This window comes from Pseudomonas nabeulensis (genome assembly GCF_004682045.1).
Classification (GTDB): domain Bacteria; phylum Pseudomonadota; class Gammaproteobacteria; order Pseudomonadales; family Pseudomonadaceae; genus Aquipseudomonas; species Aquipseudomonas nabeulensis.
Genome location: NZ_QUZT01000035.1, coordinates 32,298 through 55,084 on the forward strand (window position 1 = coordinate 32,298; position 22,787 = coordinate 55,084).

Below are 22,787 nucleotides of genomic sequence, written 5' to 3' on the forward strand. Positions count from 1 at the left end.
TGTCTCATACCTTGTGTGTTACTACCTGCTTCAGCGAATATTGATTCAGCCGTAATTTAAAAGCCAACCACCATGCAGTCCGAGGTTCTTAATGACCGAACCTCAGTCGTTCGATAGTCTCGATGTTTTTCTGATGGGCTGAGGATTGTAGCGTTAGGCTATAGCCTTCCCCTGAGATGTAGAGGCTGAAGCGGGTGATGGACCCAAATCTGGTGGCGAAGCTACAGGCCGAAAATGCACGGCTGATTGCCTTGTTGGATACTCATGGTATCGAATGGAGGCTGCCTAATGAGCTGGTCAAGCTACCAGTGGCTCTACTTGAGCGTTCGCAACAACTCAATACTGATGAAAAGCTTGCCCTATTCCGAAGCTTGTTTCGTGGTAGGACGGACGTTTACCCCATCCGCTGGGAAAGTAAGACGGGCAAATCAGGATACGCACCCGCCTGCGCAAACGAATGGAGGCCTGGCGTTTGTGAGAAGCCCCGAATTAAATGTGGCGACTGCGGTAATCGCCAACTGCTTCCGCTGACCGATGAGGTAGTTTATCGCCATCTGGCGGGCGAAGTGGTCGTCGGTATCTACCCCCTACTCTCTGATCACACTTGTTGTTTTTTGGCGGTCGACTTCGATGAGGCCTAATGGCGTGATGATTCCAAAGCTTTTGTGCAGTCATGCCATGAGCTGAACGTCCCGGTGGCGCTTGAAATATCGCGCTCAGGCCAAGGGGCTCATGGCTGGATTTTCTTTGAGCGTAATGTTCCTGCCTGCGATGCGCGCCGCCTCGGTGCCGCAATCATCAGCCATGCCTGTGAGCGCACCCGGCAGTTGGCGCTCAGCTCCTATGATCGACTGTTTCCAAACCAGGACTATATGCCCAAAGGCGGCTTTGGAAATCTCATCGCGCTCCCTTTACAAAAGCGGGCCAGAGCCCAAAACAATTGCGTTTTTGTAGACGACTCGTTTGAGCCTCATCCTGATCAATGGGCCTTCCTGGCATCGATTCAGCGCATGAGTCCAGAAGATATCCAGCCCGTTATTATCCAGGCGATGGGTAATCGGGACCCGTTAGGTGTCGCCTATTTCGATGACGAAGGTGATGCAGAACCTTGGAAAGATCGTGAATCGAGATCACGTAAATTGACATGCCCGTTGCCTGATGCTCTGAACATCACGCTGGCTAACTTAATTTACTTTGAAAAGTCGGAATTACCACCGCCATTGGCAAACCAGCTTGTCCGGCTCGCTGCCTTTCAAAATCCTGAGTTCTACAAAGCTCAGGCCATGCGCATGTCAGTGTGGAACAAGCCGAGGATTATTGGCTGTGCCCAGAACTTCCCCAAACATATTGCTTTACCACGTGGCTGTTTGGATGCGGCGCTGAGGCTTTTAGAGGAAAGCGGGGTTACCCCTATTCTCAAAGACGAACGCTTCGGGGGCGCCCCCATCGACGTGAGTTTTCTCGGGGCCCTGCGGTCTGACCAAGAGGCTGCTGTCAGCGTAATGCTAAGTCATGACACCGGTATCCTCTGCGCACCGACAGCTTTTGGTAAGACGGTGAGTGCTGCTGCATTGATTGCCGCACGTGGCATTAACACGTTGGTGCTTGTGCATCGGACGGAACTGTTAAGGCAGTGGCAAGAGCGCTTGCAGGCGTTCTTGGGAGTCGGGAATGGTGTCGTTGGTAATCTTGGGGGCGGAAAAGCAAAGCTTACAGGCATCATCGACATTGCCGTAATGCAGTCGTTATCGCGAAAAGGCGAGATAAGCGATCAGGTAAAAAGCTACGGCCAAATCATCGTTGATGAGTGTCATCACCTATCAGCAGTATCATTCGAGGCACTTCTGAGAAGCGCGACCGCGCGGTACGTACTGGGACTCACTGCAACCCCAGTGCGTCGAGATGGGCAGCAGCCTATTATTTTCATGCAGTGCGGACCGATCCGACATTCTGCTGCTCGACCAACAAGTGCGCCCCATGACCTATCTGTCGTGCCTCGATTGCTGCCCAAACCAATAGTGGTCCCTGAGGGCTTTGGAATTCAGGACGTCTTTCGGCGTCTAGCCGACGATTCTGAGCGGACAGCCAAAATCGTCTCGGAGATTGAGCTGGCGTACAACGAAGGGCGAAAAATTCTAGTGCTAACGGAGCGGACGGAACATGTGGATGCCCTTGAATTAGAATTGAAGCAGCGCGTGCATAACCTTTTTACGCTTCATGGGCGAGTGCCTAAGAAACAGCGTATTTCCCGTATGCATGAGCTTGAGTCCCTTCCCCCCGATGCTCCACGAGTGCTGCTGGCAACAGGAAAACTAGTAGGTGAAGGCTTCGATCATCCGCCGTTGGATACGCTGGTGCTGGCAATGCCCATCTCGTGGAAGGGTATCCTTCAGCAATATGTAGGGCGGTTGCATCGATCACATGCCGATAAGGTCGACGTGCGAGTGATCGACTTCGTTGACGCGGGCAATGCTGCATTGATGAGGATGTGGGATAAACGGCAGGCGGGGTACAAAGCGATGGGTTACCGAATGGCTGACTCCCTTGCCACGATGGACTTGCTCTGGCAGAACGGTTCCTTTTTGGATGCCGCCAGCAAGCTCCTTCATTAGGTGAGGATGCTGGTTATGAAAACAACATTTAATAAGGTCAATAGTCCGCAGTACGACACTAATTGTTGCTCAGATGTGACAGTTATCGTGCCCATGTTCCATGTGGAACCCTGATTCCACCTAGGGTAGCCATGACACTTAATATGCCCATCGACATTCGGGTCGCCGTTAAACGAAAAAGGCCAACGCTTAGCGTTGGCCTTTTTTATTAGGTGAAACCAATGGGGTTTCCAAATTGCTCCACGTGGAACATCACTGAGAAACCGCCGCCACACTCTCCAACCGATACCCGTAGCCGTAGATCGTCAACAGCTGCCAACCCCGATCAGCCGTCAGCCCCAATTTGTTACGCAGCCGATAAATATGTGTATCCAACGGCCGTGACGACACCATTTCTTCATGGGTCCAGAACCGTTCATACAGGTACTCACGAGACAGTGGGCGGGCCAAATTGGCGAACAGGCAACTGGCCAAGCGGTACTCACGCTCGGTGAGGTTGATCGGTTTTCCCGCGCGGGTGACGGTCAACTCGGCGTCATCGAACGTCAGGTCGTTGAAACTTTGTACTTCATGGGACGCGGTTTTTTGCAGGCCATGGCGACGTAACACCGCCGTCACTCGGGCTTTCAGTTCATTGGGGCGGAAGGGTTTGCTGACGTAATCATCCGCGCCGCTGTTGAGCGCGGTGACGATATCGCTCTCGGCATCACGGCTGGTCAACATGATCACGGCAGGCGGTGATTCCATATGTTCACGGGTCCAGCGCAGTAGAGCGATGCCGGTGATATCCGGCACTTGCCAGTCGAGGATCAGCAGGTCAAAGGTTTCGCGGCGCAGTTGGCGTAGCAGGTCTTCGCCGCGCTCGAAGCAATGCAGGGTCCAGGGCTGATCGGCGGTGCTGGGGATTTGTCGCAGTGTCTGTTCCACCCGGCGCAGTTCCGCGGGTTCGTCATCCAGTATTGCGACGCGCATAGGTGAGTCCTTTTAACCTGAAGAGTACGGCAGCTGTCGGCCTGAAGAATCTGAAGAATTATGTTCAGATACCTCGGCCCTTTTATCTCTCGGTACGCTGAGTTCAATGGGCAGCTAACTTATTGAAAGTCCTCGATACCTATGTGGGAAAGATACCGGCTCCCAGCCGTAAGGAAAAGGATCAACCGACGCACGCGCCGCCGTAGACTTCTGTGCGCGGCATAACCCGCATGAATAATTTTCCAGGGCACCTGAAATGAGCTTCACTGGGCTCTATATTGGCGTGCATATAAGGAGGCTTCGGATCTATGACATCTATTGCTACCCGCCGCCAACCCAGGCGCTTTGACCGATGACGCTCTGGGGCAGGCCCGAGAAGCGCCAACCTACCCATGCCCAGCGCCTGTTCCACGGATTGGTTCGCGAGTGGTTATGGATCGGGTTACTGCTGTTACCCATCACGGCTTATCTGTCGCTGAGTTCCGGCCTGGCGTTGAACACTGTGCTGTACGACAACCTGCGCCGGCTTACCCCACTGCCGGTGGACCCACGAATTCTGCTGGTGACCATCGACGACCCCAGCCTTAAAAAGCTCGGTCCATGGCCTTGGCCACGCAGCTTGCACGCCGACTTGATCGACCGACTCAGTGCCGGGCAACCGGCGGCGATCTTGTTTGATGTGATCTTCAGTGAGCCCGGTGACCCAGCCAACGATAAACGTTTGAGCGACGCAGTGTGCAACGCAGGCAATGTCCTGTTGCCGCTGGTGCGCGAAGGCGCCGCGAGTTACGGGCAACCGTTGCCGCTGCTTAAGTGCGCAAAGGGTGTAGGCCATATCAACGTTGAGGCGGATAGCGATGGCGTCATTCGCCGGTTGTACATGCGGGAAGGCCCTGCCGGTGCCACTGCTCCGCAGCTCGCCTGGCTGGCGTACGAGATGATGGCTGAGCCTTCACCGATGCCGGGAGAACCCTTAACGTCAGCCTCTCGAAACTGGCATCGAGAACATGCCATTCGCATCCCTTTTATAGGGCCTCATACCCACTTTCCCAGCGTGTCCTACGTCAGCGTCTTAAACGGTGAGGTGCCCCCCGGCTTGCTGCGCGACCGCCTGATCCTGGTCGGTGCAACCGAGTCGGGAATGGGCGACCGGTTTGTCACGCCGCTCTCCTCCACCGCGGGCACCACGGCTGGTGTGGACATTCAGGCCAATATACTCAACGGCCTGCTACAAGGTCGCAGCATTGTCGATCTGCCGGGGTGGTTGGCGGCGGTGATGGCGACGTCTCTGGTGGCGTTACTGCTGGGGCTGCTGCTTTATCGTCCCCGCTATGCCCTGTGGATGACGCTGGGCTGCATGGGCATGGCCGTACTCGTTTCTTTGGGGCTGTTGCGCCTGGGTCACTGGTGGTCGCCGGCCGCTTGCCTGATCGGCCTGCTGCTCAGCTACCTGATCTGGAACTGGCGCCGCCTCAGTGTGATCCTCGCTTATTTCGGCTGGGAACTGGCACGCCTGGACAACGAGCCCAAAGTCTTGCCTGAGCGCCGCCGTGCGCCTGCCAGCAAGGGCGATGTGTTGCAGTCGCGCATCTTTGCCCTGGAGCAAGCCGTAAGCCGTACGCGTGATACCCGGCGCTTTATGGCCGATGGCCTGGAGTGTCTGCCGGTCGCTACGCTGATCACCGATCCAAGAGGGAATATCCTGCTGGCCAACCGTATTGCCCGTGAGGTGTTCTGCAACGAGCTGGTCAGCGAAAACCTGTTGGAGCAACTGGCTGACTTGGGCTACCCGCCTTTGCACAACGGTGTGCGCCCTGCCCTCTCTGAGTTGGAGCTGGTGGAGTTCCGCGATATCCGCCAACGCAGCCTGCGTATGGAGCTTGCGCCTCTATTACCAGCAGAGGGCGATATCGCCCTCGGTTGGTTGCTGAGCCTGACCGACCTCAGTAAGGAACGTGAGGCCCAACAGCATCGCGAAACCATGCTGCGCTTCCTCTCCCATGACCTGCGCGCGCCGCATTCGGCGATCCTGGCGCTGCTGGATGTGCACCACGGCGAGTCCCCCGTCTTTGCCCAGATCGAACAACAAGTACGACGAGCACTGAGCCTGACGGAATCCTTTGTACAACTGGCCAAGGCCGAGGCTGACGGTTACCAGTTCCAGCCGACCCTGTTCGCCATGTTAGTGATGGATGCCTTTGACCAGGTGGCGGTAATCGCCCAGCTCAAGGGCATTCACCTGGTCCACGATCTGGAGGAGACGGATGAGGCGATGGTGTCGGCTGATCAATCCCTGCTGACCCGTGCGCTGTTCAATGTGCTGGAGAATGCCGTCAAGTATTCACCTTCCGGTACGACTGTCCGGTTGCGCCACAGCAGCGCGCAAGGTTGGTTGGAATGTCGCATCAGCGATCAAGGGCCGGGCATCGCCGCAGAAGATCTACCTGAGCTGTTCAATCAATACCGGCGCTTCGATTCGGCCCAAGGCAGCGAAGGCCTCGGATTGGGACTGACCATGGTCAAGGCCGTGATCGAGCGTCATGGCGGTCGCATCCAGTGCGATAGCGTGGTGGGCAAAGGCACCACATTCAGCGTGCAACTACCGCTGTTGGATGACTGAAAAAACCTGCTTTTGTGTTGTGCATAAAAAACCGGTCACAAGGACCGGTTTTTTAATGCGGAAAAAACTTATGCACCTTTTTCGCGATTTTATGAGTCTGGGAAATATGTATGTAAATCAGCTTGTTATGAATCAAAAAAGGCAATTCGCCAACAAACCGTACACAGGTTATCCACAGATGCTCATATCACCGGCGTGTCGACCACCACAGGCTCCGGCGGCAGTGAACCCATGGCCCGTTGCTGGGCTTCATTCCACGCCGCAGCACGGTCATTCAGCGCAGCAATTGCACGCGGCCCTTCACCTTCGGCATACATCGGCTCGCCGATGACCACAGTGATCGTACCGGCGCGTTTTGCCCAACCGGTCTTCGGCCAGAACTTGCCGGCGTTGTGTGCAATGGGCAGCACCGGCAAGTTAGCGTTAACTGCCAATGCGGTTCCGCCGCGTGAGAACTTGCCTACGGTGCCGTAGGGCACGCGTGTACCTTCCGGGAAGATCAGTACCCAAACGCCATCCTTGAGCAGCTCGTCGCCCTTCTTGGCCACGTGCTTGAGGGCCGCCTTGGGGTTGTCACGGTCGATGGCGATCGGGCGCAACATGGCCATGGCCCAGCCGAAGAACGGCACGTACAACAGCTCACGCTTGAGCACCTGGCTCAACGGCGAGAAGTAGGCGGAAAGGAAGAACGTCTCCCAGGTGCTCTGGTGGTTCGACAGAATCACACAGGGCTGGTCGGGGACGTTTTCAGCGCCTTTGACTTCGAAGCGGATGTTCAGGAATACCTTGCTCAGCCACAACGCGCAGCGGCACCAATAGACATTGATGAAGCGATAGCGCGCCTTGAACGGCAGGAAGGGGGCAATAAAAAAGCTCAGGGTGCACCAGAGAAACGAACTGGTGCCCAACAGCAGGTAAAAGAAGAAGGTTCTGATGGCCTGCAAAATCGACATGGCGGCATTTACCGTTGCGGGACAAGGCCCGCCTGCTAAAAGCACACTCCCGAACAGTCCTTGGTCAGGAAGTCGAGGGCAGCTAGTTGTTAATAAGTTCTGCGGCAACCGCCGCCAGATCGTCAAAAATCAAGGTGCCCACCGGCAGGTTTTTCGCCTGGGTCTTTTCGCCTTTCCCGGTCTTAACCAAAACTGGCTGAGAGTCGACGGCTTTGGCCGCCTCCAGGTCACCGAGGCTGTCCCCGACGAACCATAGCCCAGCCAACGGCACCTTGTAATATTCTGCAATGGTTTTCAACATGCCAGGCTTGGGTTTGCGGCAATCGCAGCCCTCATCCGGCCCGTGGGGGCAATACACCACCAACCCCACTTCACCGCCCTGCTCGGCCACCAACGTGCGCAGGCGCGCATGCATGGCGTCCAGGGTGGCGATGTCGTAGTAACCGCGGGCAATGCCGGACTGGTTGGTGGCGATGGCCACCGTCCAGCCGGCCTTGCTCAACTGCGCGATGGCCTCGATCGAGCCGGGCAGTGGAATCCACTCCTCCACCGACTTGATGTAAGCGTCGGAGTCGTAATTGATCACTCCGTCCCGATCGAGAATCAGCAGTTTCAACATGATCAGCCCAGCGTCGAAATGTCGGCGATACCAACGAACAAACCACGCAGGCGCGCCAGCATGGCGTAGCGGTTTTTCCGCACGCCCGCGTCTTCAGCGTTGATCATCACCGCTTCGAAGAACGCATCCACCGGTTCACGCAAGGTCGCCAGGCGCGCCAGTGCTTCGGCGTAGTTGCGCTCGGCGATCAGTGGTTTCACTGCGGTTTCTGCCTTGGCAATCGCGGAGTTCAGCGAGAACTCTTTCGCGTCGGCAAACAGACCAGGATCAACATCGGCATTGCCCAGACCTTCGGCCTTGCTCAGCAGATTCGATACACGCTTGTTCACAGCGGCCAGGGCATTGGCTTCCGGCAGTTTGCGGAAGGCCTGCACGGCTTGTACGCGCTGGTCGAAGTCCAGTGCCGAACCCGGTTGCAGGGCACGTACCGCGAGGTACACCGACACGTCCACGCCTTCGTCTTCGTAACGCGCGCGCAGGCGGTCGAACACGAACTCCAGCACTTGCTCGGCCAGGCCGGCTTGCTTGACCTTGGCGCCGAACTGGCCAACAGCGAAGACCACGGCCTGGGTCAGGTCGAGGTCCAGCTTCTTGTCGATCAGGATGCGCAGCACACCCAGGGCCGCACGACGCAGAGCGTACGGGTCTTTGCTACCGGTGGGCAGCATGCCGATACCGAAGATACCCACAAGTGTGTCCAGCTTATCGGCGATAGCCACGGCCGCACCGGTCAAGGTGGTTGGCAGCTCAGCGCCGGCACCGCGCGGCATGTACTGCTCGTTCAGCGCCAGCGCCACATCGTCCGGCTCGCCATCGTTGAGGGCGTAGTAGTAGCCGGCAACACCTTGCATCTCCGGGAACTCGCCGACCATTTCGGTGGCCAGGTCGCACTTGGACAGCAAGCCCGCACGCGCAGCCCAGGCAGCATCACCGCCAATGCGTGGCGCAATATAGGCAGCCAGCTTGGAAACGCGCACGGCCTTGTCGTAGACGCTGCCGAGTTTTTCCTGGAACACCACGTTTTGCAGGCGCAGGTTGAAGTCTTCCAGCTTCTGCTTCTTGTCTTGCTTGAAGAAGAACTCGGCGTCGGTCAGGCGCGGGCGCACGACTTTCTCGTTACCGGCGATGATCTGCTGCGGGTCCTTGCTCTCGATGTTGGCCACGGTAATGAAACGCGGCAGCAACTTGCCGTCCACGTCCAGCAGGCAGAAGTACTTCTGGTTGTCCTGCATGGTGGTGATCAGGGCTTCTTGCGGCACGTCGAGGAAACGCTCTTCGAACGAGCACACCAGCGGCACCGGCCATTCAACCAAGGCAGTCACTTCGTCCAGCAGGCTTGGCGGCACGATGGCGGTGCCTTCCTGCAGACGGGCCAGCTCTTCGGTGCGCTTGCTGATCAGTTCACGACGCTCGTTGGCATCGGCCAGCACGTAAGCCGCACGCAGGTCGGCGGCGTAGTTGGCCGGCGAAGTGATGCGTACCGCTTCCGGATGATGGAAGCGGTGACCACGGGAATCACGGCCAGCCGTCTGTGCGAGGATCGTGCAGTCGATGATCTGGTCACCGAGCAACATCACCAGCCACTGGGTCGGGCGTACGAATTCTTCTTTGCGTGCACCCCAGCGCATGCGCTTGGGGATCGGCAGGTCGTTCAGCGAGTCTTCGACGATGGTCGGCAACAGGCTGGCGGTCGGCTTGCCGGTGATCACCTGGCTGAAGCGCAGCTTCGGGCCGCTCTGGTCGATCTCGCTCAACTCCACGCCACACTTCTTGGCAAAACCAAGGGCGGCTTGAGTCGGGTTGCCTTCAGCGTCGAATGCCGCCTGGCGTGGCGGGCCGTCGAGGTTGATGCTGCGGTCCGGTTGCTGGGTTTCCAGCGCGGTCAGCAGTACAGCCAGGCGACGTGGCGCGGCGTAGACTTTTTTCGCAGCGAATTTCAGGCCAGCGCTGTGCAGGCCTTTTTCGATACCGGCCAGGAACGCGTCGGCCAGGGTGTTGAGTGCCTTGGGTGGCAACTCTTCGGTGCCCAGTTCAACCAGGAAATCTTGAGCACTCATTGTGCAGCCTCCAGCTTAGCCAACACTTCATCACGCAGGTCCGGGGTTGCCATCGGGAAGCCCAGCTTGGCGCGCGCCAGCAGGTAGGCTTGGGCGACGGAACGCGCCAGGGTGCGTACACGCAGGATGTATTGCTGGCGTGCAGTCACCGAGATAGCCCGGCGCGCGTCCAGCAGGTTGAAGGTATGGGAGGCCTTCAACACCATTTCATAGCTTGGCAACGGCAGCGGCTGGTCGAGTTCGATCAGGCGCTTGGCTTCGCTTTCATAGAAGTCGAACAGTTCGAACAGCTTGTCGACATTGGCATGTTCGAAGTTGTAGGTGGACTGCTCCACTTCGTTCTGGTGGAACACGTCGCCGTAGGTCACTTTGCCGAACGGGCCGTCAGCCCACACCAGGTCGTAGACCGAGTCCACGCCTTGCAGGTACATGGCCAGGCGCTCGAGGCCGTAGGTGATTTCGCCGGTCACCGGGTAGCACTCGATGCCGCCCGCTTGCTGGAAGTAAGTGAACTGCGTCACTTCCATGCCGTTGAGCCAGACTTCCCAGCCCAGGCCCCAGGCGCCCAGGGTCGGCGACTCCCAGTTGTCTTCAACGAAACGGATGTCGTGGACCAAGGGGTCCAGACCAACGTGTTTCAGCGAGCCCAGGTACAGTTCCTGGAAATTGTCCGGGTTCGGCTTCAACACCACCTGGAACTGGTAGTAGTGCTGCAGACGGTTCGGGTTTTCGCCGTAGCGGCCGTCAGTCGGGCGACGACTGGGCTGCACATAAGCGGCGTTCCAGGTTTCCGGGCCGATGGCCCGCAGGAATGTTGCGGTGTGGAAAGTGCCGGCGCCTACTTCCATATCGTAGGGCTGAAGTACCACACAACCTTGCTCGGCCCAGTATTGCTGGAGGGCGAGGATCAAGTCTTGGAAGGTACGCACGGCTGGCGTAGGCTGGCTCACAAAATTCACCTGTTACTTGGGCTGCGATTTAAAGAGCGAGAGTATACCCGATTCGGCCCTGCCACCACTCCCTGGAGCCTTATGCCACGCTGCTTTTGGTGTTCTGAAGATCCGCTGTACATGGCTTATCACGATCAGGAGTGGGGAACGCCGCTGCGCGATGCGCAGGGTTTGTTCGAGTTGCTTTTGCTCGAAGGGTTCCAGGCAGGCCTTTCCTGGATCACCGTTTTACGCAAACGCGAGCATTATCGAAAGGTCTTGTTTGGCTTTGATGCGCAGCGTTTGGCGCAACTGACGGACGACGAGATCGAAGCGCTGATGCTCGACCCGGGCATCGTGCGCAATCGCTTGAAGCTCAACGCCACCCGCCGCAACGCCGCGGCCTGGCTGGCGCTGGAGGACCCGGTGGGGTTGCTCTGGTCGTTTGTGGGCGGGGTGCCGAAGGTCAATCACTTCAAGGATCGCAGCGATGTGCCGGCGATCACGCCCGAAGCCGAAGCCATGAGCAAAGCGCTCAAGAAGGCCGGCTTTACCTTTGTCGGGCCAACCATTTGCTACGCGTTCATGCAGGCCTCGGGCATGGTCATGGACCACACCCAAGACTGCGACCGTTACGCGGACCTGGCCAACGCCGGTTAGAATGCCCGCTTTGCGCACCACACACGATCAGGAGTGACCTGTGGAAAAGTTTAAAGGCGCCTTGCTGGTAGGGGCTCTGCGATTGTTCGCCCTGCTGCCTTGGCGTGCTGTCCAGGCCGTCGGCACCGCGATTGGCTGGATCATGTGGAAAACCCCCAACCGCTCCCGCGACACTGTGCGGATCAACCTCTCCAAATGCTTTCCGGACATGGACCCGGCCGCCCGCGAGCGCCTGGTCGGCCAGAGCCTGATGGACATCGGCAAGTCCCTGACCGAAAGCGCCTGCGCGTGGATCTGGCCGGCACAGCGCTCCATCGACCTGGTGCGCGAAGTCGAAGGCCTGGAAGTGCTGCACGAAGCGCTGGCCTCGGGTAAAGGCGTGGTCGGCATCACCAGCCACCTAGGCAACTGGGAAGTGCTGAACCACTTCTATTGCAGCCAGTGCAAGCCGATCATTTTCTATCGTCCGCCCAAGCTCAAGGCGGTGGACGAACTGCTGCGCAAACAGCGCGTGCAGTTGGGCAACCGCGTGGCGGCGTCCACCAAGGAAGGCATCCTCAGTGTGATCAAGGAAGTGCGCAAAGGGGGCCAGGTGGGTATTCCCGCCGATCCGGAGCCGGCTGAATCGGCCGGGATCTTCGTGCCGTTCTTCGCCACCCAGGCGCTGACGAGCAAGTTCGTGCCGAACATGCTCGCCGGCCACAAGGCCGTGGGCGTGTTCCTGCATGCCCTGCGGCTGCCGGACGGTTCAGGGTACAAAGTGATTTTGGAAGCGGCGCCGGAAGACATGTACAGCACCGATACCGCCACGTCCTGCGCGGCGATGAGCAAGGTGGTGGAGCGGTATGTCGGCGCCTACCCGAGCCAGTACATGTGGAGCATGAAGCGCTTCAAGAAACGCCCGCCGGGTGAGGAGCGGTGGTACTAACACCGTAGGACTAAATGTGGGAGGGGGCTTGCCCCCGATAGCAGTGTGTCAGCCAATACATCTGTAGCTGACAGACTGCAATCGGGGGCAAGCCCCCTCCCACATTTGGATTCCGCTCAAGCCTGGCGATCGAGTTTTTTCAGGAACACCGTCATTTCTTTTTCGGCCTGTTTGTCGCCATGGGCCTGGGCCGCTTCGATGCCCTTCTCCCATGCCAGCCGCGCCGCCGCACGATCTTCCAATCCCAGTTGCGCCTTGCCTAGCAGCTTCCACGCCGCCGAATACTTCGGATCAAACGCCACACACTTCTGCAAATGCTCCGCCGCCCGGCCGTTGTCCTTCAAGTCCAGATAACCCTTGCCCAAGCCGAAGCGCAGCAGTGAATTGTCCACACCCTTGGCGAGCATTTTTTCCAGGGATTCGAGCATGTCGGTCACTCCGTCAAATCAGAAAAAGCTCAGGCCCACGTGGAACAGTTTCTCCACATCGCGGATATGTTTCTTATCCACCAGGAACAGGATCACATGGTCACCGGTGGCGATCACCGTGTCGTCATGGGCGATGATCACCTCTTCATCGCGGATGATCGCGCCGATGGTGGTGCCCGGCGGCAGGCCGATATCGCGGATGGCCTTGCCGATCACCTTGCTCGACTTGGCGTCACCGTGGGCAATCGCCTCGATGGCTTCCGCCGCGCCACGGCGCAGGGAGTGCACGCTGACGATATCGCCGCGTCGCACGTGGGCGAGCAAGGTGCCGATGGTCGCCAACTGCGGGCTGATGGCGATGTCGATATCGCCGCCCTGGATCAGGTCCACGTAGGCCGGGTTGTTGATGATGGTCATCACCTTCTTCGCGCCCAGCCGCTTGGCCAGCAGCGACGACATGATGTTGGCTTCGTCATCGTTGGTCAGGGCCAGGAAGATGTCGGCGTCGGCGATGTTCTCCTCCAGCAACAGGTCGCGGTCCGAGGCGCTGCCTTGGAGTACGACGGTACTGTCGAGGGTGTCGGACAAATGCCGGCAACGGATCGGACTCATCTCGATGATCTTCACCTGGTAACGGCTTTCGATGGCCTCGGCCAAGCGCTCGCCGATCTGCCCACCACCGGCGATAACGATGCGCTTGTAGGACTCATCCAGCCGGCGCATTTCGCTCATCACTGCGCGAATATTTGCTTTGGCGGCGATGAAAAACACTTCGTCGTCGGCTTCGATCACCGTGTCGCCCTGGGGCAAGATCGGCCGGTCGCGTCGGAAAATCGCCGCTACGCGGGTTTCCACATTCGGCATGTGCTCGCGCAACTGGCGCAGTTGCTGGCCCACCAGCGGCCCGCCGTAGTAAGCCTTGACCGCCACCAGCTGCGCCTTGCCTTCGGCGAAGTCGATCACCTGCAAGGCGCCGGGAATTTCGATCAGGCGCTTGATGTAGTGGGTCACCACTTGTTCCGGGCTGATCAACACGTCGACGGGGATCGCATCGTTGTCGAACAGGCCGGCGCGGGTCAGGTACGCCGCTTCACGCACGCGGGCGATCTTGGTCGGAGTGTGGAACAGGGTGTGGGCAACCTGGCAGGCGACCATGTTGGTCTCGTCGCTGTTGGTCACCGCCACCAGCATGTCGGCATCGTCGGCCCCGGCCTGGCGCAACACCGTCGGGAACGATGCGCGGCCTTGTACGGTGCGGATGTCCAGGCGGTCACCGAGGTCGCGCAGGCGTTCGCCGTCGGTGTCGACCACGGTGATGTCGTTGGCTTCGCTGGCCAAATGCTCGGCCAACGTGCCACCCACCTGCCCTGCCCCAAGGATGATGATTTTCATCCGGTCACTCCCTTAAACCCGTTCAGCCGCGTGCGGCGGCGATCTTGATCAGTTTGGCGTAGTAGAAGCCATCGTGTCCGCCTTCCTGCGCGAGCAGTTGGCGACCGTGGGGCTGCTTGATCCCGGCCGCGGTGGCGAGGTCCAGCTCCCGCGCGCCGCTGGTGCGGGAGAGGAAGGCTTCGATGACTTCGGTGTTTTCCGTGGGCAAGGTGGAGCATGTGGCGTAGAGCAGGATGCCGCCGACTTCCAGGGTGGGCCACATCGCATCGAGCAATTCGCCTTGCAGCACGGCCAGGGCGGCGATGTCGTCGGGTTGGCGGGTGAGCTTGATGTCTGGGTGGCGACGGATCACGCCGGTGGCGGAGCACGGTGCGTCCAGCAGGATGCGCTGGAACGGCTTGCCGTCCCACCAGGTGGCGGTGTCACGGCCATCAGCGGCGATCAGATCGGCGTTCAGGCCCAGGCGTGCGAGGTTTTCGCGCACACGCACCAGACGCTTGGCTTCCAGGTCGACAGCGACGACACCGGCCAGGTCTTTTTCCACTTCCAGAATGTGACAGGTCTTACCGCCGGGGGCGCAGCAGGCGTCGAGTACACGTTGGCCGGGCGCCAGGTCCAGCAGGTCGGCGGCCAGTTGCGCGGCTTCGTCCTGCACGCTGATCCAACCTTCGGCAAAGCCCGGTAGACTGCGCACATCGGTGGCCGCTTCGAGCACGATACCGTCGACGCTGTACACGCACGGTGTGGCGTTGATACCGGCATCGGTGAGCAATTGCAGATACGCGTCACGGCTGCGATGGCGACGGTTGACCCGCAGGATCATCGGCGGGTGCGCGTTGTTGGCTGCGCAAATGGCTTCCCACTGCTCAGGCCAGAAGGCTTTCAGGGATTTTTGCAGCCAGCGCGGGTGCGCGGTCCGCACCACCGGGTCGTGTTCCAGCTCGGCCAGCAGCGCTTCGCTTTCGCGCTGGGCGCGGCGCAGTACCGCGTTGAGCAGGGCTTTGGCCCAGGGCTTTTTCAGCTTGTCGGCGCAACCGACGGTTTCGCCGATCGCGGCATGGGCCGGCACGCGGGTGTAGAGCAACTGATAGAGACCGACCAACAACAGTGCCTCGACATCCGCGTCCGCAGCCTTGAAGGGCTTTTGCAGCAGCTTGGCCGCCAACGCCGACAAGCGCGGCTGCCAGCGGGCGGTGCCAAAAGCCAGGTCCTGGGTGAAACCGCGATCACGGTCTTCAACCTTATCCAGTTGGGTCGGCAACGAACTGTTCAGCGAAGCCTTGCCGTTGAGGACGGCAGCGAGAGCCTTGGCGGCGGCCAGACGTGGATTCATTGCGCGGCCACCCCAAGGACGGTGCCCAGGGCAAATTTCTCACGACGGCTGTTGAACAAATCGCTGAAATTCAGCGCCTTGCCGCCAGGCAATTGCAGACGGGTCAGACACAGTGCCTGTTCACCGCACGCCACCAGCAGACCGTCCTTGCTGGCGCCGATGATTTCACCGGGAGCGCCTGTGCCCTCGGCCAGGGTCGCGGCCAGCACTTTCAGCGCTTCACCGTTGAGGGTGCTGTGGCAGATCGGCCACGGGTTGAAGGCGCGTACCAGGCGTTCCAGTTCTACCGCCGGGCGGCTCCAGTCGATGCGCGCTTCGTCTTTGTTCAGCTTGTGGGCGTAGGTGGCCAGGCTGTCGTCCTGCACTTCGCCTTCCAGGGTGCCAGCGGCAAGCCCGGCGATGGCCTGGATGACGGCGGGCGGGCCCAGCTCGGCGAGGCGGTCGTGCAAGCTGCCGCCGGTGTCTTCGCCGGTAATCGGGGTGGTGACTTTGAGCAGCATCGGGCCGGTGTCCAAACCCGCCTCCATGCGCATCACGGTCACGCCACTTTCGCTGTCGCCGGCTTCCACGGCGCGCTGGATCGGCGCCGCACCGCGCCAGCGTGGCAGTAGCGATGCATGGCTGTTGATGCAGCCCAGGCGCGGGATATCCAGCACTGCTTGCGGCAGGATCAGGCCGTAGGCGACGACCACCAACAAGTCCGGTTTCAACGCCGCCAGTTCGGCTTGGGCCTCGGCATTGCGCAGGGTTGGCGGTTGCAGCACAGGAATGTTGTGTTCCAGGGCCAGTTGCTTGACCGGGCTCGGCATCAGTTTTTGCCCGCGACCGGCCGGGCGATCCGGCTGGGTGTACACCGCGACGATGTCGTAAGGGCTGGCTAGCAGGGCCTTGAGGTGTTCGGCGGCAAATTCAGGCGTGCCGGCAAAAACAATGCGCAGTGGCTCGGTCATGGGAGGTCTCGGTTAAAAACAGTCACAAAAGAAAAAGGCTTGCCGCAGCAAGCCTTTGGAAGAGAGGCATCAAGCTTGCTGGCGATGCTTTTTTTCCAGCTTCTTCTTGATCCGGTCACGCTTGAGCGTAGACAGGTAGTCGACAAACAGCTTGCCGTTGAGGTGGTCGCATTCGTGTTGGATGCACACCGCCAGCAGGCCCTCGGCGATCAGCTCGAACGGCTTGCCGTCGCGGTCCAGGGCCTTGATCTTCACGCGCAGCGGGCGCTCGACGTTCTCGTAGAACTCCGGCACCGACAGGCAGCCTTCCTGGTATTCGCCCATCTCGTCGGTCAGCGGTTCGAACTCGGGGTTGATGTACACCATCGGCGCGGTGCGATCTTCCGACAGGTCCATGACCACGACACGCTGATGCACGTTGACCTGGGTCGCGGCGAGGCCGATGCCCGGGGCTTCATACATTGTTTCAAACATGTCATCGACCAACTGACGAACCTTGTCGTCCACTACGGCCACCGGCTTGGCGACAGTGCGCAGGCGCGAGTCGGGAAATTCGAGGATGTTCAAAATAGCCATAAGCGTAATTGCTGCACATGTGAGGTAAAGGCAAATCGGCGTTGGGATGGACCCACACGACCGGTGTGAAACCCTTAAAAGCCGCGAAGGCCAAGGCATTTCACGCGAACGCACATAATAAAGGAGATTCACCCCATGAGGAAATCGCTACTCGTCTTGCTGCTGTGGGCACCGTTTGCCATGGCCCTTGTTCCCCCGCCTGCCCAGCGCCTGGATCTGCCGACGCAACAGGCCATCCAGCGGTTTTTATTGCATAACCGCATTCTTGATACTCCCCAGGATCTAGACCGCGCCCCGTACATCATCGCGGCCGATGGCGGCCGCGTGCTGGGTGCCAATGGAGACCGGGTCCACGCCAGGGGCGACCTGGACCCTTCCCAACCCCATTACGGAATATTCCGACGCGGCAAGGTGTATACCGATCCGCGCACCCATGAATTGTTGGGCATTAATGTCGACGATATCGGCACAGCCCGTTTCGTCACGGCAGGTGACCTCACCACGTTGGCCCTGCAACGCGTGACCCAAGAGGTGCGTCCCGGTGACCGACTGTTGCGCGCGCAATCTCCCGTAGACCCGGCAACCCTGCAAGCGCCGCTATCAACGTCCCTGATCGAAGGGCACATTATCGATATCCCCAAGGGCGTCACCCAGATCGGCGTGTTGGACGCCGTGACGCTGAATAAAGGCCGGCGCGATGGCCTGGTCGAGGGCCAACTGCTCACCGTGATCAAAACCGGTGCCATTGTGCGTGATGCCCTCAAGGGCGATCCGCTGAAGCTCCCCGATGTTCGCGCCGGCACTCTATTGGTGTTCCGCACCTACGAAAAACTCAGTTACGGGTTGGTCCTCAGTGCCTCACGACCGTTGGCGGTCATGGACCGCTTCAAGACTGCCCATCAAACGCAATAAATAGCCTGCTAAATAAGTTACCAACAGAGTTATCCACAGCTTGTTCCGGTCAAGGATGGTCCGATGTATCCGACAAACAGCCATGAAATATCTCCGTCAGAACTGGAAGCCCGACTACGCTTGCACAGGCTGCCGGAACTAGGTTCGAAGCGTTTTCGCTTATTGATCGAAGCGTTTGGCAGCGCTTCAAAGGCCATTAGCGCCCCCGCCAGTGCCTGGCGTGCCCTTGGGTTGCCCGCCAGCAGTGCGCAGGCTCGGCGCAGCCATGAAGTCCGCGATGGCGCCAGCGCGGCGTTGGCTTGGTTGGCCGGTCCGGCCCAGCATTTGCTGATGTGGGACCAACCCGAGTACCCCGCATTATTGGCCCAGATCGATGATGCGCCGCCGCTGTTATTTGTCGCGGGCGACCCTTCAATCCTGGAAAAACCCCAGCTGGCGATGGTCGGCAGCCGCCGCGCCTCCCGGCCAGGCATGGACACCGCCGCCGCATTTTCCCGCAGCTTGGCGAGCGCCGGTTTTGTGATCACCAGCGGTTTGGCCCTGGGCATCGACGGTGCGGCGCATCAAGCCGCATTGGATGTCGGTGGTCAGACAATTGGAGTGTTGGGCACCGGGCTCGAAAATTTTTATCCACAGCGCCACCGGCGTCTCGCGGCGGCGATGATTGCCCAAGGCAGCGCGGTCGTTTCCGAGTTTCCACTGGACGCTCCGCCCCAGGCTGGCAACTTTCCACGGCGCAACCGGATCATCAGCGGTCTGTCCCTCGGTGTGCTGGTGGTAGAAGCCAGCATGGCCAGCGGTTCGCTGATCACCGCCAAGCTGGCAGCCGAGCAAGGGCGCGAGGTGTACGCGATTCCGGGGTCCATCCATCATCCTGGCGCCAAGGGCTGCCACCAGTTGATTCGCGAGGGCGCGGTGCTGGTGGAAACCATCGAGCACATTCTTGAGGGGCTGCGCGGCTGGCAAGCATTGTCGCGTCCGGCGCCGATGCCGGTGACCCATCCGCTGGTGGCATTGCTGCACGCGGCACCGCACACCAGCGAAGGCCTGGCGATTGCCAGCGGAAGGTCGTTGTCCCAGGTGCTGGCAGCGCTCACTGAGCTGGAACTGGAGGGTTTGGTGACCTGTGAAAGCGGGCGCTGGCATGCGCGCTGCCCGCTTTTGTAACTGGGTTTTATAACGAACATCGGTACACTGCGCAGAGCAATAGTCTGGAGAGTGAGCAATGGTGAGTCGGTGGCGTGTGCTGGAAGCCGCACGGGAAATTCGTGCAGGCGCGGTGATTGCCTACCCAACCGAGGCGGTATGGGGCCTGGGCTGCGACCCTTGGAATGAAGAGGCGGTGGACCGTTTGCTGGCGATCAAGAATCGTTCGGTGGACAAGGGCCTGATTGTGGTCGCGGACAATATTCGCCAGTTCGATTTTCTGTTCGAAGACTTTCCGGACACCTGGATCGACCGCATGGCCAGCACCTGGCCGGGGCCGAATACCTGGCTGGTGCCTCACCAGGGCTTGCTGCCGGAATGGGTCACCGGTGTGCATGACACGGTCGCCCTGCGGGTCAGTGATCATCCGTTGGTGCGTGATTTGTGCGCAGAGGTGGGGCCGTTGATCTCCACGTCGGCCAACCCCCAGGGCCGCCCGGCGGCGCGCACGCGGTTGCGGGTGGAGCAGTATTTCCGTGGCCAGGTGGACCTGGTATTGGGGGGCGCCCTGGGCGGGCGCAAGAACCCGAGTTTGATTCGGGATTTGGTGACGGGGGATGTGGTGCGGCCTTCTTGAAACCGAGTCGCGGCCATCGGGGGCAAGCCCCCTCCCACATTTGAATGTTTTCACAGATCAAACTGTGGGAGGGGGCTTGCCCCCGATGAGGCCCTTACAGCCCCTGAAAATCCATCGCCCTACGGCAACAGAATGGTCGACCCCGTCGTCCTGCGCCCCGACAACTCCGTCTGCGCCTTCGCCGCATCCGCCAGCGCATATCGCTGGTTGATATCAATGCGCACCTTGCCGCTCTTGATCATCGAAAACAGATCGTCAGCCATCAGTTGCAAATCCTTCGGGTTGCTGGCGTAGGTCGCCAGTGTCGGGCGGGTCACGTACAGCGAGCCCTTGGCGGCCAGGATCCCCAGGTTCACCCCATCCACCGCGCCCGACGCATTGCCGAAGCTCACCACCAAACCCCGTGGCGCCACACTGTCCAGCGACGTCAGCCAGGTGTCCTTGCCCACACCGTCATACACCACTGGCACCTTTTTGCCGTCGGTCAATTCCAGTACGCGCTGTGCGACATTTTCCTTGCTGTAATCGATGGTTTCCCAAGCGCCGAGGGATTTGGCCAGGGCGGCTTTTTCCGACGAGCTTACCGTGCCGATCAGCTTCACGCCCAAGGCCTTGGCCCATTGGCAGGCCAGCGAACCCACGCCACCAGCCGCCGCGTGGAACAGGATGGTTTCGCCGCCCTTCAACTCATAGGTCTGGCGCAGCAGGTACTGCACGGTCAGGCCCTTGAGCATGGCGCCGGCGGCTTGTTCGAAGCTGATCTCGTCGGGCAGGTGCACCAGGTTGGCGGCAGGCAGCACATGCAGTTGGCTGTAGGCGCCCAGCGGGCCGCTGCCGTAAGCCACGCGGTCACCGACCTTGAATTGGGTGACTTCACTGCCCACCGCGTCGACCACGCCAGCGCCCTCTGCGCCCAACCCCGATGGCAAGGCGGGCGGCGCGTACAGGCCACTGCGGAAATACGTGTCGATGAAGTTCAGGCCGATGGCCTCGTTGCGTACGCGAACCTGCTGTGGGCCAGGCTCCGCCGGCGTGTAGTCCACATACTCAAGCACTTCGGGGCCGCCATGGGCGCTGAACTGGATACGTTTGGCCATCTGCACTTCTCCTGGGTTCGAATTCGCGTAGCCGCCTATCGAACTCCTAAGCTTGATCTTCGTCAACTGCGGCGCAATGGGGTGCGGTGGTATCCTGTGCGCCCATTTGCCGCCGACGCCCAATGGCCTCGCGTAGCTTTGCCCGATTCAAGGTGATGCCATGACTACCCGCACCGAGGCTGTAAAGGCCTACCTGCTTGACCTGCAAGACCGCATTTGCAGCGCCCTGGAAACCTTTGAGCCGGACACGCGCTTTATCGAAGACGCCTGGACCCGGCCTGCCGGCGGCGGCGGTCGCACCCGTGTGATTGCAGACGGTGCAGTGATCGAGAAAGGCGGCGTCAACTTTTCCCACGTGTTTGGCAGCGGTCTCCCACCGTCCGCCAGCGCCCATCGTCCCGAGTTGGCCGGTCGTGGTTTTGAAGCCCTCGGCGTGTCGCTGGTGATTCACCCGCACAACCCTCACATTCCAACGTCCCACGCCAACGTGCGTTTTTTCATCGCCGAAAAAGAAGGCGAAGAGGCGGTGTGGTGGTTCGGTGGTGGCTTCGACCTCACGCCCTACTACGGCAACGAAGAAGACTGCATCCACTGGCACCGCGTGGCCGAGCAAGCCTGCGCGCCGTTCGGTCCGGACGTGTACTCGCGTTACAAAGCCTGGTGCGACACCTACTTCCACATCAAGCACCGCAACGAACCGCGCGGCATCGGCGGCCTGTTCTTCGATGACTTGAACGAGTGGGACTTCGACACCTGCTTCGCCTTCATCCGCGCCATTGGTGATGCCTACATCGACGCTTACCTGCCGATCGTGCAGCGTCGCAAGGCCACCGCCTACACCGAGCAGCAGCGCGAATTCCAGGAATTCCGCCGTGGCCGCTACGTTGAATTCAACCTGGTCTACGACCGTGGCACCCTGTTCGGCCTGCAATCGGGGGGGCGTACCGAGTCGATCCTGATGTCGCTGCCCCCACAAGTGCGCTGGAGCTACGACTGGAAAGCCGAGGCCGGCAGCGAAGAAGCGCGCCTCACCGACTACTTCCTGCAAGACCGCGACTGGCTCGGCGTGGCTGCGCCCAAGGCGGTGGTCTGATGGATCGTTACGTCGTATTCGGTAACCCTATCGGCCACAGCAAATCGCCGTTGATCCACCGCATGTTCGCCGAGCAGACTGGCGAGCAACTGGACTACAGCACGTTGCTCGCGCCCCTGGAGGATTTCACCGGCTGTGCCCGTGAGTTTTTCCTACAGGGCCGTGGCGCCAACGTCACCGTGCCGTTCAAGGAAGAGGCCTATCGCTTGGCCAACAGCCTTACTCAGCGTGCCGAGCGTGCTGGCGCGGTGAACACCTTGAGCAAACTGGCCGACGGCACCTTACTCGGCGACAACACCGACGGCGCTGGCCTGGTACGCGACCTCACGGTGAATGCCGGGCTGAGCCTGCAAGGCAAACGTATCTTGTTGCTGGGCGCTGGCGGCGCAGTGCGGGGCGCATTGGAGCCCCTGCTGGCCGAGCGCCCCGCCTCGCTGATCATCGCCAACCGCACCGTGGAAAAAGCCGAAAGGCTCGCCGAGTTGTTCGACGATTTGGGCCCGGTGTCTGCCAGCGGTTTCGACTGGCTGCGTGAGCCGGTGGACGTGATCATCAACGCCACGTCCGCCAGTTTGTCGGGTGATGTGCCGCCGATTGCCGGCAGCCTGATCGAACCGGGCAAGACGTTTTGCTACGACATGATGTATGCCAAGGAGCCGACGGCGTTTTGTCGTTGGGCGAGTGAGCAAGGTGCGTCCGTGGCAATGGATGGCCTGGGAATGTTGGTAGAGCAGGCGGCAGAGGCGTTCTTCTTGTGGCGCGGTGTGCGCCCGGAGTCGGCGCCGGTGTTGGCCGAGCTGCGCCGTCAGCTGGCTTAACCCCAATCCAAAGTGGGCACAGTCAATGTGGGAGGGGCGGTGCGACGACTCGACT

Annotated in this window: 19 protein-coding genes and 1 pseudogene; 9 read left to right on the forward strand and 11 right to left on the reverse strand. The window is 60.0% G+C overall.

Annotated elements, in window-relative coordinates; all coding sequences use genetic code 11:
• The first annotated feature begins 197 nt into the window (after positions 1 to 197).
• Positions 198 to 2,612 (forward strand): annotated as a pseudogene (locus DYL61_RS18455) (TOTE conflict system archaeo-eukaryotic primase domain-containing protein).
• A gap of 252 nt (positions 2,613 to 2,864) precedes the next feature.
• Here DYL61_RS18455 and DYL61_RS18460 read toward each other — a convergent pair.
• A complete protein-coding gene (locus DYL61_RS18460) occupies positions 2,865 to 3,584 on the reverse strand; it encodes a response regulator transcription factor (protein ID WP_135309503.1) in 720 nt (239 codons plus the stop codon).
• A 352-nt stretch (positions 3,585 to 3,936) separates the two neighbouring features.
• Here DYL61_RS18460 and DYL61_RS18465 point away from each other — a divergent pair, with 352 nt between their 5' ends.
• Positions 3,937 to 6,204 carry a CHASE2 domain-containing protein gene (locus DYL61_RS18465; protein ID WP_135309504.1) on the forward strand — a complete coding sequence of 756 codons (2,268 nt, stop codon included), beginning with the start codon at positions 3,937 to 3,939 and terminating at the stop codon, positions 6,202 to 6,204.
• A gap of 182 nt (positions 6,205 to 6,386) precedes the next feature.
• Here the strand turns inward: DYL61_RS18465 and DYL61_RS18470 are convergent, their stop codons facing one another.
• From DYL61_RS18470 to glyQ, 4 genes are all read right to left on the reverse strand, one after another.
• Entirely contained in the window at positions 6,387 to 7,157 is a 771-nt protein-coding gene (locus DYL61_RS18470) for a lysophospholipid acyltransferase family protein (protein ID WP_105695846.1), read from the reverse strand.
• A gap of 82 nt (positions 7,158 to 7,239) precedes the next feature.
• The gene (gmhB, locus tag DYL61_RS18475; RefSeq protein WP_193559447.1) at positions 7,240 to 7,779 is read right to left on the reverse strand and encodes a D-glycero-beta-D-manno-heptose 1,7-bisphosphate 7-phosphatase; all 540 of its coding nucleotides are present in this window, start codon (positions 7,777 to 7,779) and stop codon (positions 7,240 to 7,242) included.
• Positions 7,779 to 9,833 carry a glycine--tRNA ligase subunit beta gene (gene glyS, locus DYL61_RS18480; protein ID WP_135309505.1) on the reverse strand — a complete coding sequence of 685 codons (2,055 nt, stop codon included), beginning with the start codon at positions 9,831 to 9,833 and terminating at the stop codon, positions 7,779 to 7,781. The genes gmhB and glyS overlap by 1 nt, the downstream gene beginning before the upstream one ends.
• On the reverse strand, positions 9,830 to 10,783 hold the full coding sequence (gene glyQ / locus DYL61_RS18485) for a glycine--tRNA ligase subunit alpha (protein ID WP_003187265.1): 954 nt from the start codon (positions 10,781 to 10,783) through the stop codon (positions 9,830 to 9,832). The genes glyS and glyQ overlap by 4 nt, the downstream gene beginning before the upstream one ends.
• A gap of 81 nt (positions 10,784 to 10,864) precedes the next feature.
• Between glyQ and DYL61_RS18490 the strand changes: the two genes are divergently transcribed.
• Positions 10,865 to 11,422, forward strand: coding sequence for a DNA-3-methyladenine glycosylase I (locus tag DYL61_RS18490; RefSeq protein WP_135309506.1), 558 nt, complete (start codon positions 10,865 to 10,867; stop codon positions 11,420 to 11,422).
• 40 nt (positions 11,423 to 11,462) lie between these two features.
• Positions 11,463 to 12,350, forward strand: coding sequence for a lysophospholipid acyltransferase (locus DYL61_RS18495; RefSeq protein WP_071490897.1), 888 nt, complete (start codon positions 11,463 to 11,465; stop codon positions 12,348 to 12,350).
• Positions 12,351 to 12,466: 116 nt separating this feature from the next.
• Here the strand turns inward: DYL61_RS18495 and DYL61_RS18500 are convergent, their stop codons facing one another.
• From DYL61_RS18500 to def, 5 genes are all read right to left on the reverse strand, one after another.
• On the reverse strand, positions 12,467 to 12,778 hold the full coding sequence (locus DYL61_RS18500) for a tetratricopeptide repeat protein (RefSeq protein ID WP_135309507.1): 312 nt from the start codon (positions 12,776 to 12,778) through the stop codon (positions 12,467 to 12,469).
• Between the two features lie 18 nt (positions 12,779 to 12,796).
• Complete coding sequence (trkA, locus tag DYL61_RS18505; protein ID WP_135309508.1) at positions 12,797 to 14,170, reverse strand: Trk system potassium transporter TrkA; 1,374 nt, start codon at positions 14,168 to 14,170, stop codon at positions 12,797 to 12,799.
• A 22-nt stretch (positions 14,171 to 14,192) separates the two neighbouring features.
• Entirely contained in the window at positions 14,193 to 15,503 is a 1,311-nt protein-coding gene (rsmB, locus tag DYL61_RS18510; RefSeq protein ID WP_135309509.1) for a 16S rRNA (cytosine(967)-C(5))-methyltransferase RsmB, read from the reverse strand.
• The gene (fmt, locus tag DYL61_RS18515; protein ID WP_135309510.1) at positions 15,500 to 16,453 is read right to left on the reverse strand and encodes a methionyl-tRNA formyltransferase; all 954 of its coding nucleotides are present in this window, start codon (positions 16,451 to 16,453) and stop codon (positions 15,500 to 15,502) included. The genes rsmB and fmt overlap by 4 nt, the downstream gene beginning before the upstream one ends.
• Positions 16,454 to 16,522: 69 nt before the next feature.
• Entirely contained in the window at positions 16,523 to 17,029 is a 507-nt protein-coding gene (def, locus tag DYL61_RS18520; RefSeq protein WP_105521380.1) for a peptide deformylase, read from the reverse strand.
• A gap of 135 nt (positions 17,030 to 17,164) precedes the next feature.
• Between def and DYL61_RS18525 the strand changes: the two genes are divergently transcribed.
• The 3 genes from DYL61_RS18525 to tsaC all read left to right on the forward strand — a co-directional run bounded on the left by DYL61_RS18525 (position 17,165) and on the right by tsaC (position 19,724).
• Positions 17,165 to 17,941, forward strand: a complete 777-nt coding sequence (locus DYL61_RS18525; protein ID WP_135309511.1) for a peptidoglycan-binding protein — start codon at positions 17,165 to 17,167, stop codon at positions 17,939 to 17,941.
• Positions 17,942 to 18,004: 63 nt separating this feature from the next.
• Positions 18,005 to 19,108: a DNA-processing protein DprA gene (dprA, locus tag DYL61_RS18530; protein ID WP_135309512.1), complete on the forward strand. Its 1,104-nt coding sequence runs from the start codon at positions 18,005 to 18,007 to the stop codon at positions 19,106 to 19,108.
• A 58-nt stretch (positions 19,109 to 19,166) separates the two neighbouring features.
• On the forward strand, positions 19,167 to 19,724 hold the full coding sequence (gene tsaC, locus DYL61_RS18535) for an L-threonylcarbamoyladenylate synthase type 1 TsaC (protein WP_105695837.1): 558 nt from the start codon (positions 19,167 to 19,169) through the stop codon (positions 19,722 to 19,724).
• A 119-nt stretch (positions 19,725 to 19,843) separates the two neighbouring features.
• On the opposite strand, the gene DYL61_RS18540 is transcribed toward tsaC, so the two are convergent.
• The gene (locus DYL61_RS18540; protein WP_135309513.1) at positions 19,844 to 20,821 is read right to left on the reverse strand and encodes an NADPH:quinone reductase; all 978 of its coding nucleotides are present in this window, start codon (positions 20,819 to 20,821) and stop codon (positions 19,844 to 19,846) included.
• A gap of 160 nt (positions 20,822 to 20,981) precedes the next feature.
• Between DYL61_RS18540 and hemF the strand changes: the two genes are divergently transcribed.
• Positions 20,982 to 21,914 (forward strand): oxygen-dependent coproporphyrinogen oxidase, encoded by a 933-nt coding sequence (gene hemF, locus DYL61_RS18545; RefSeq protein ID WP_135309514.1) that lies wholly within the window; start codon positions 20,982 to 20,984, stop codon positions 21,912 to 21,914.
• Complete coding sequence (gene aroE, locus DYL61_RS18550) at positions 21,914 to 22,732, forward strand: shikimate dehydrogenase (protein WP_135309515.1); 819 nt, start codon at positions 21,914 to 21,916, stop codon at positions 22,730 to 22,732. The genes hemF and aroE overlap by 1 nt, the downstream gene beginning before the upstream one ends.
• Positions 22,733 to 22,787 lie beyond the last annotated feature (55 nt).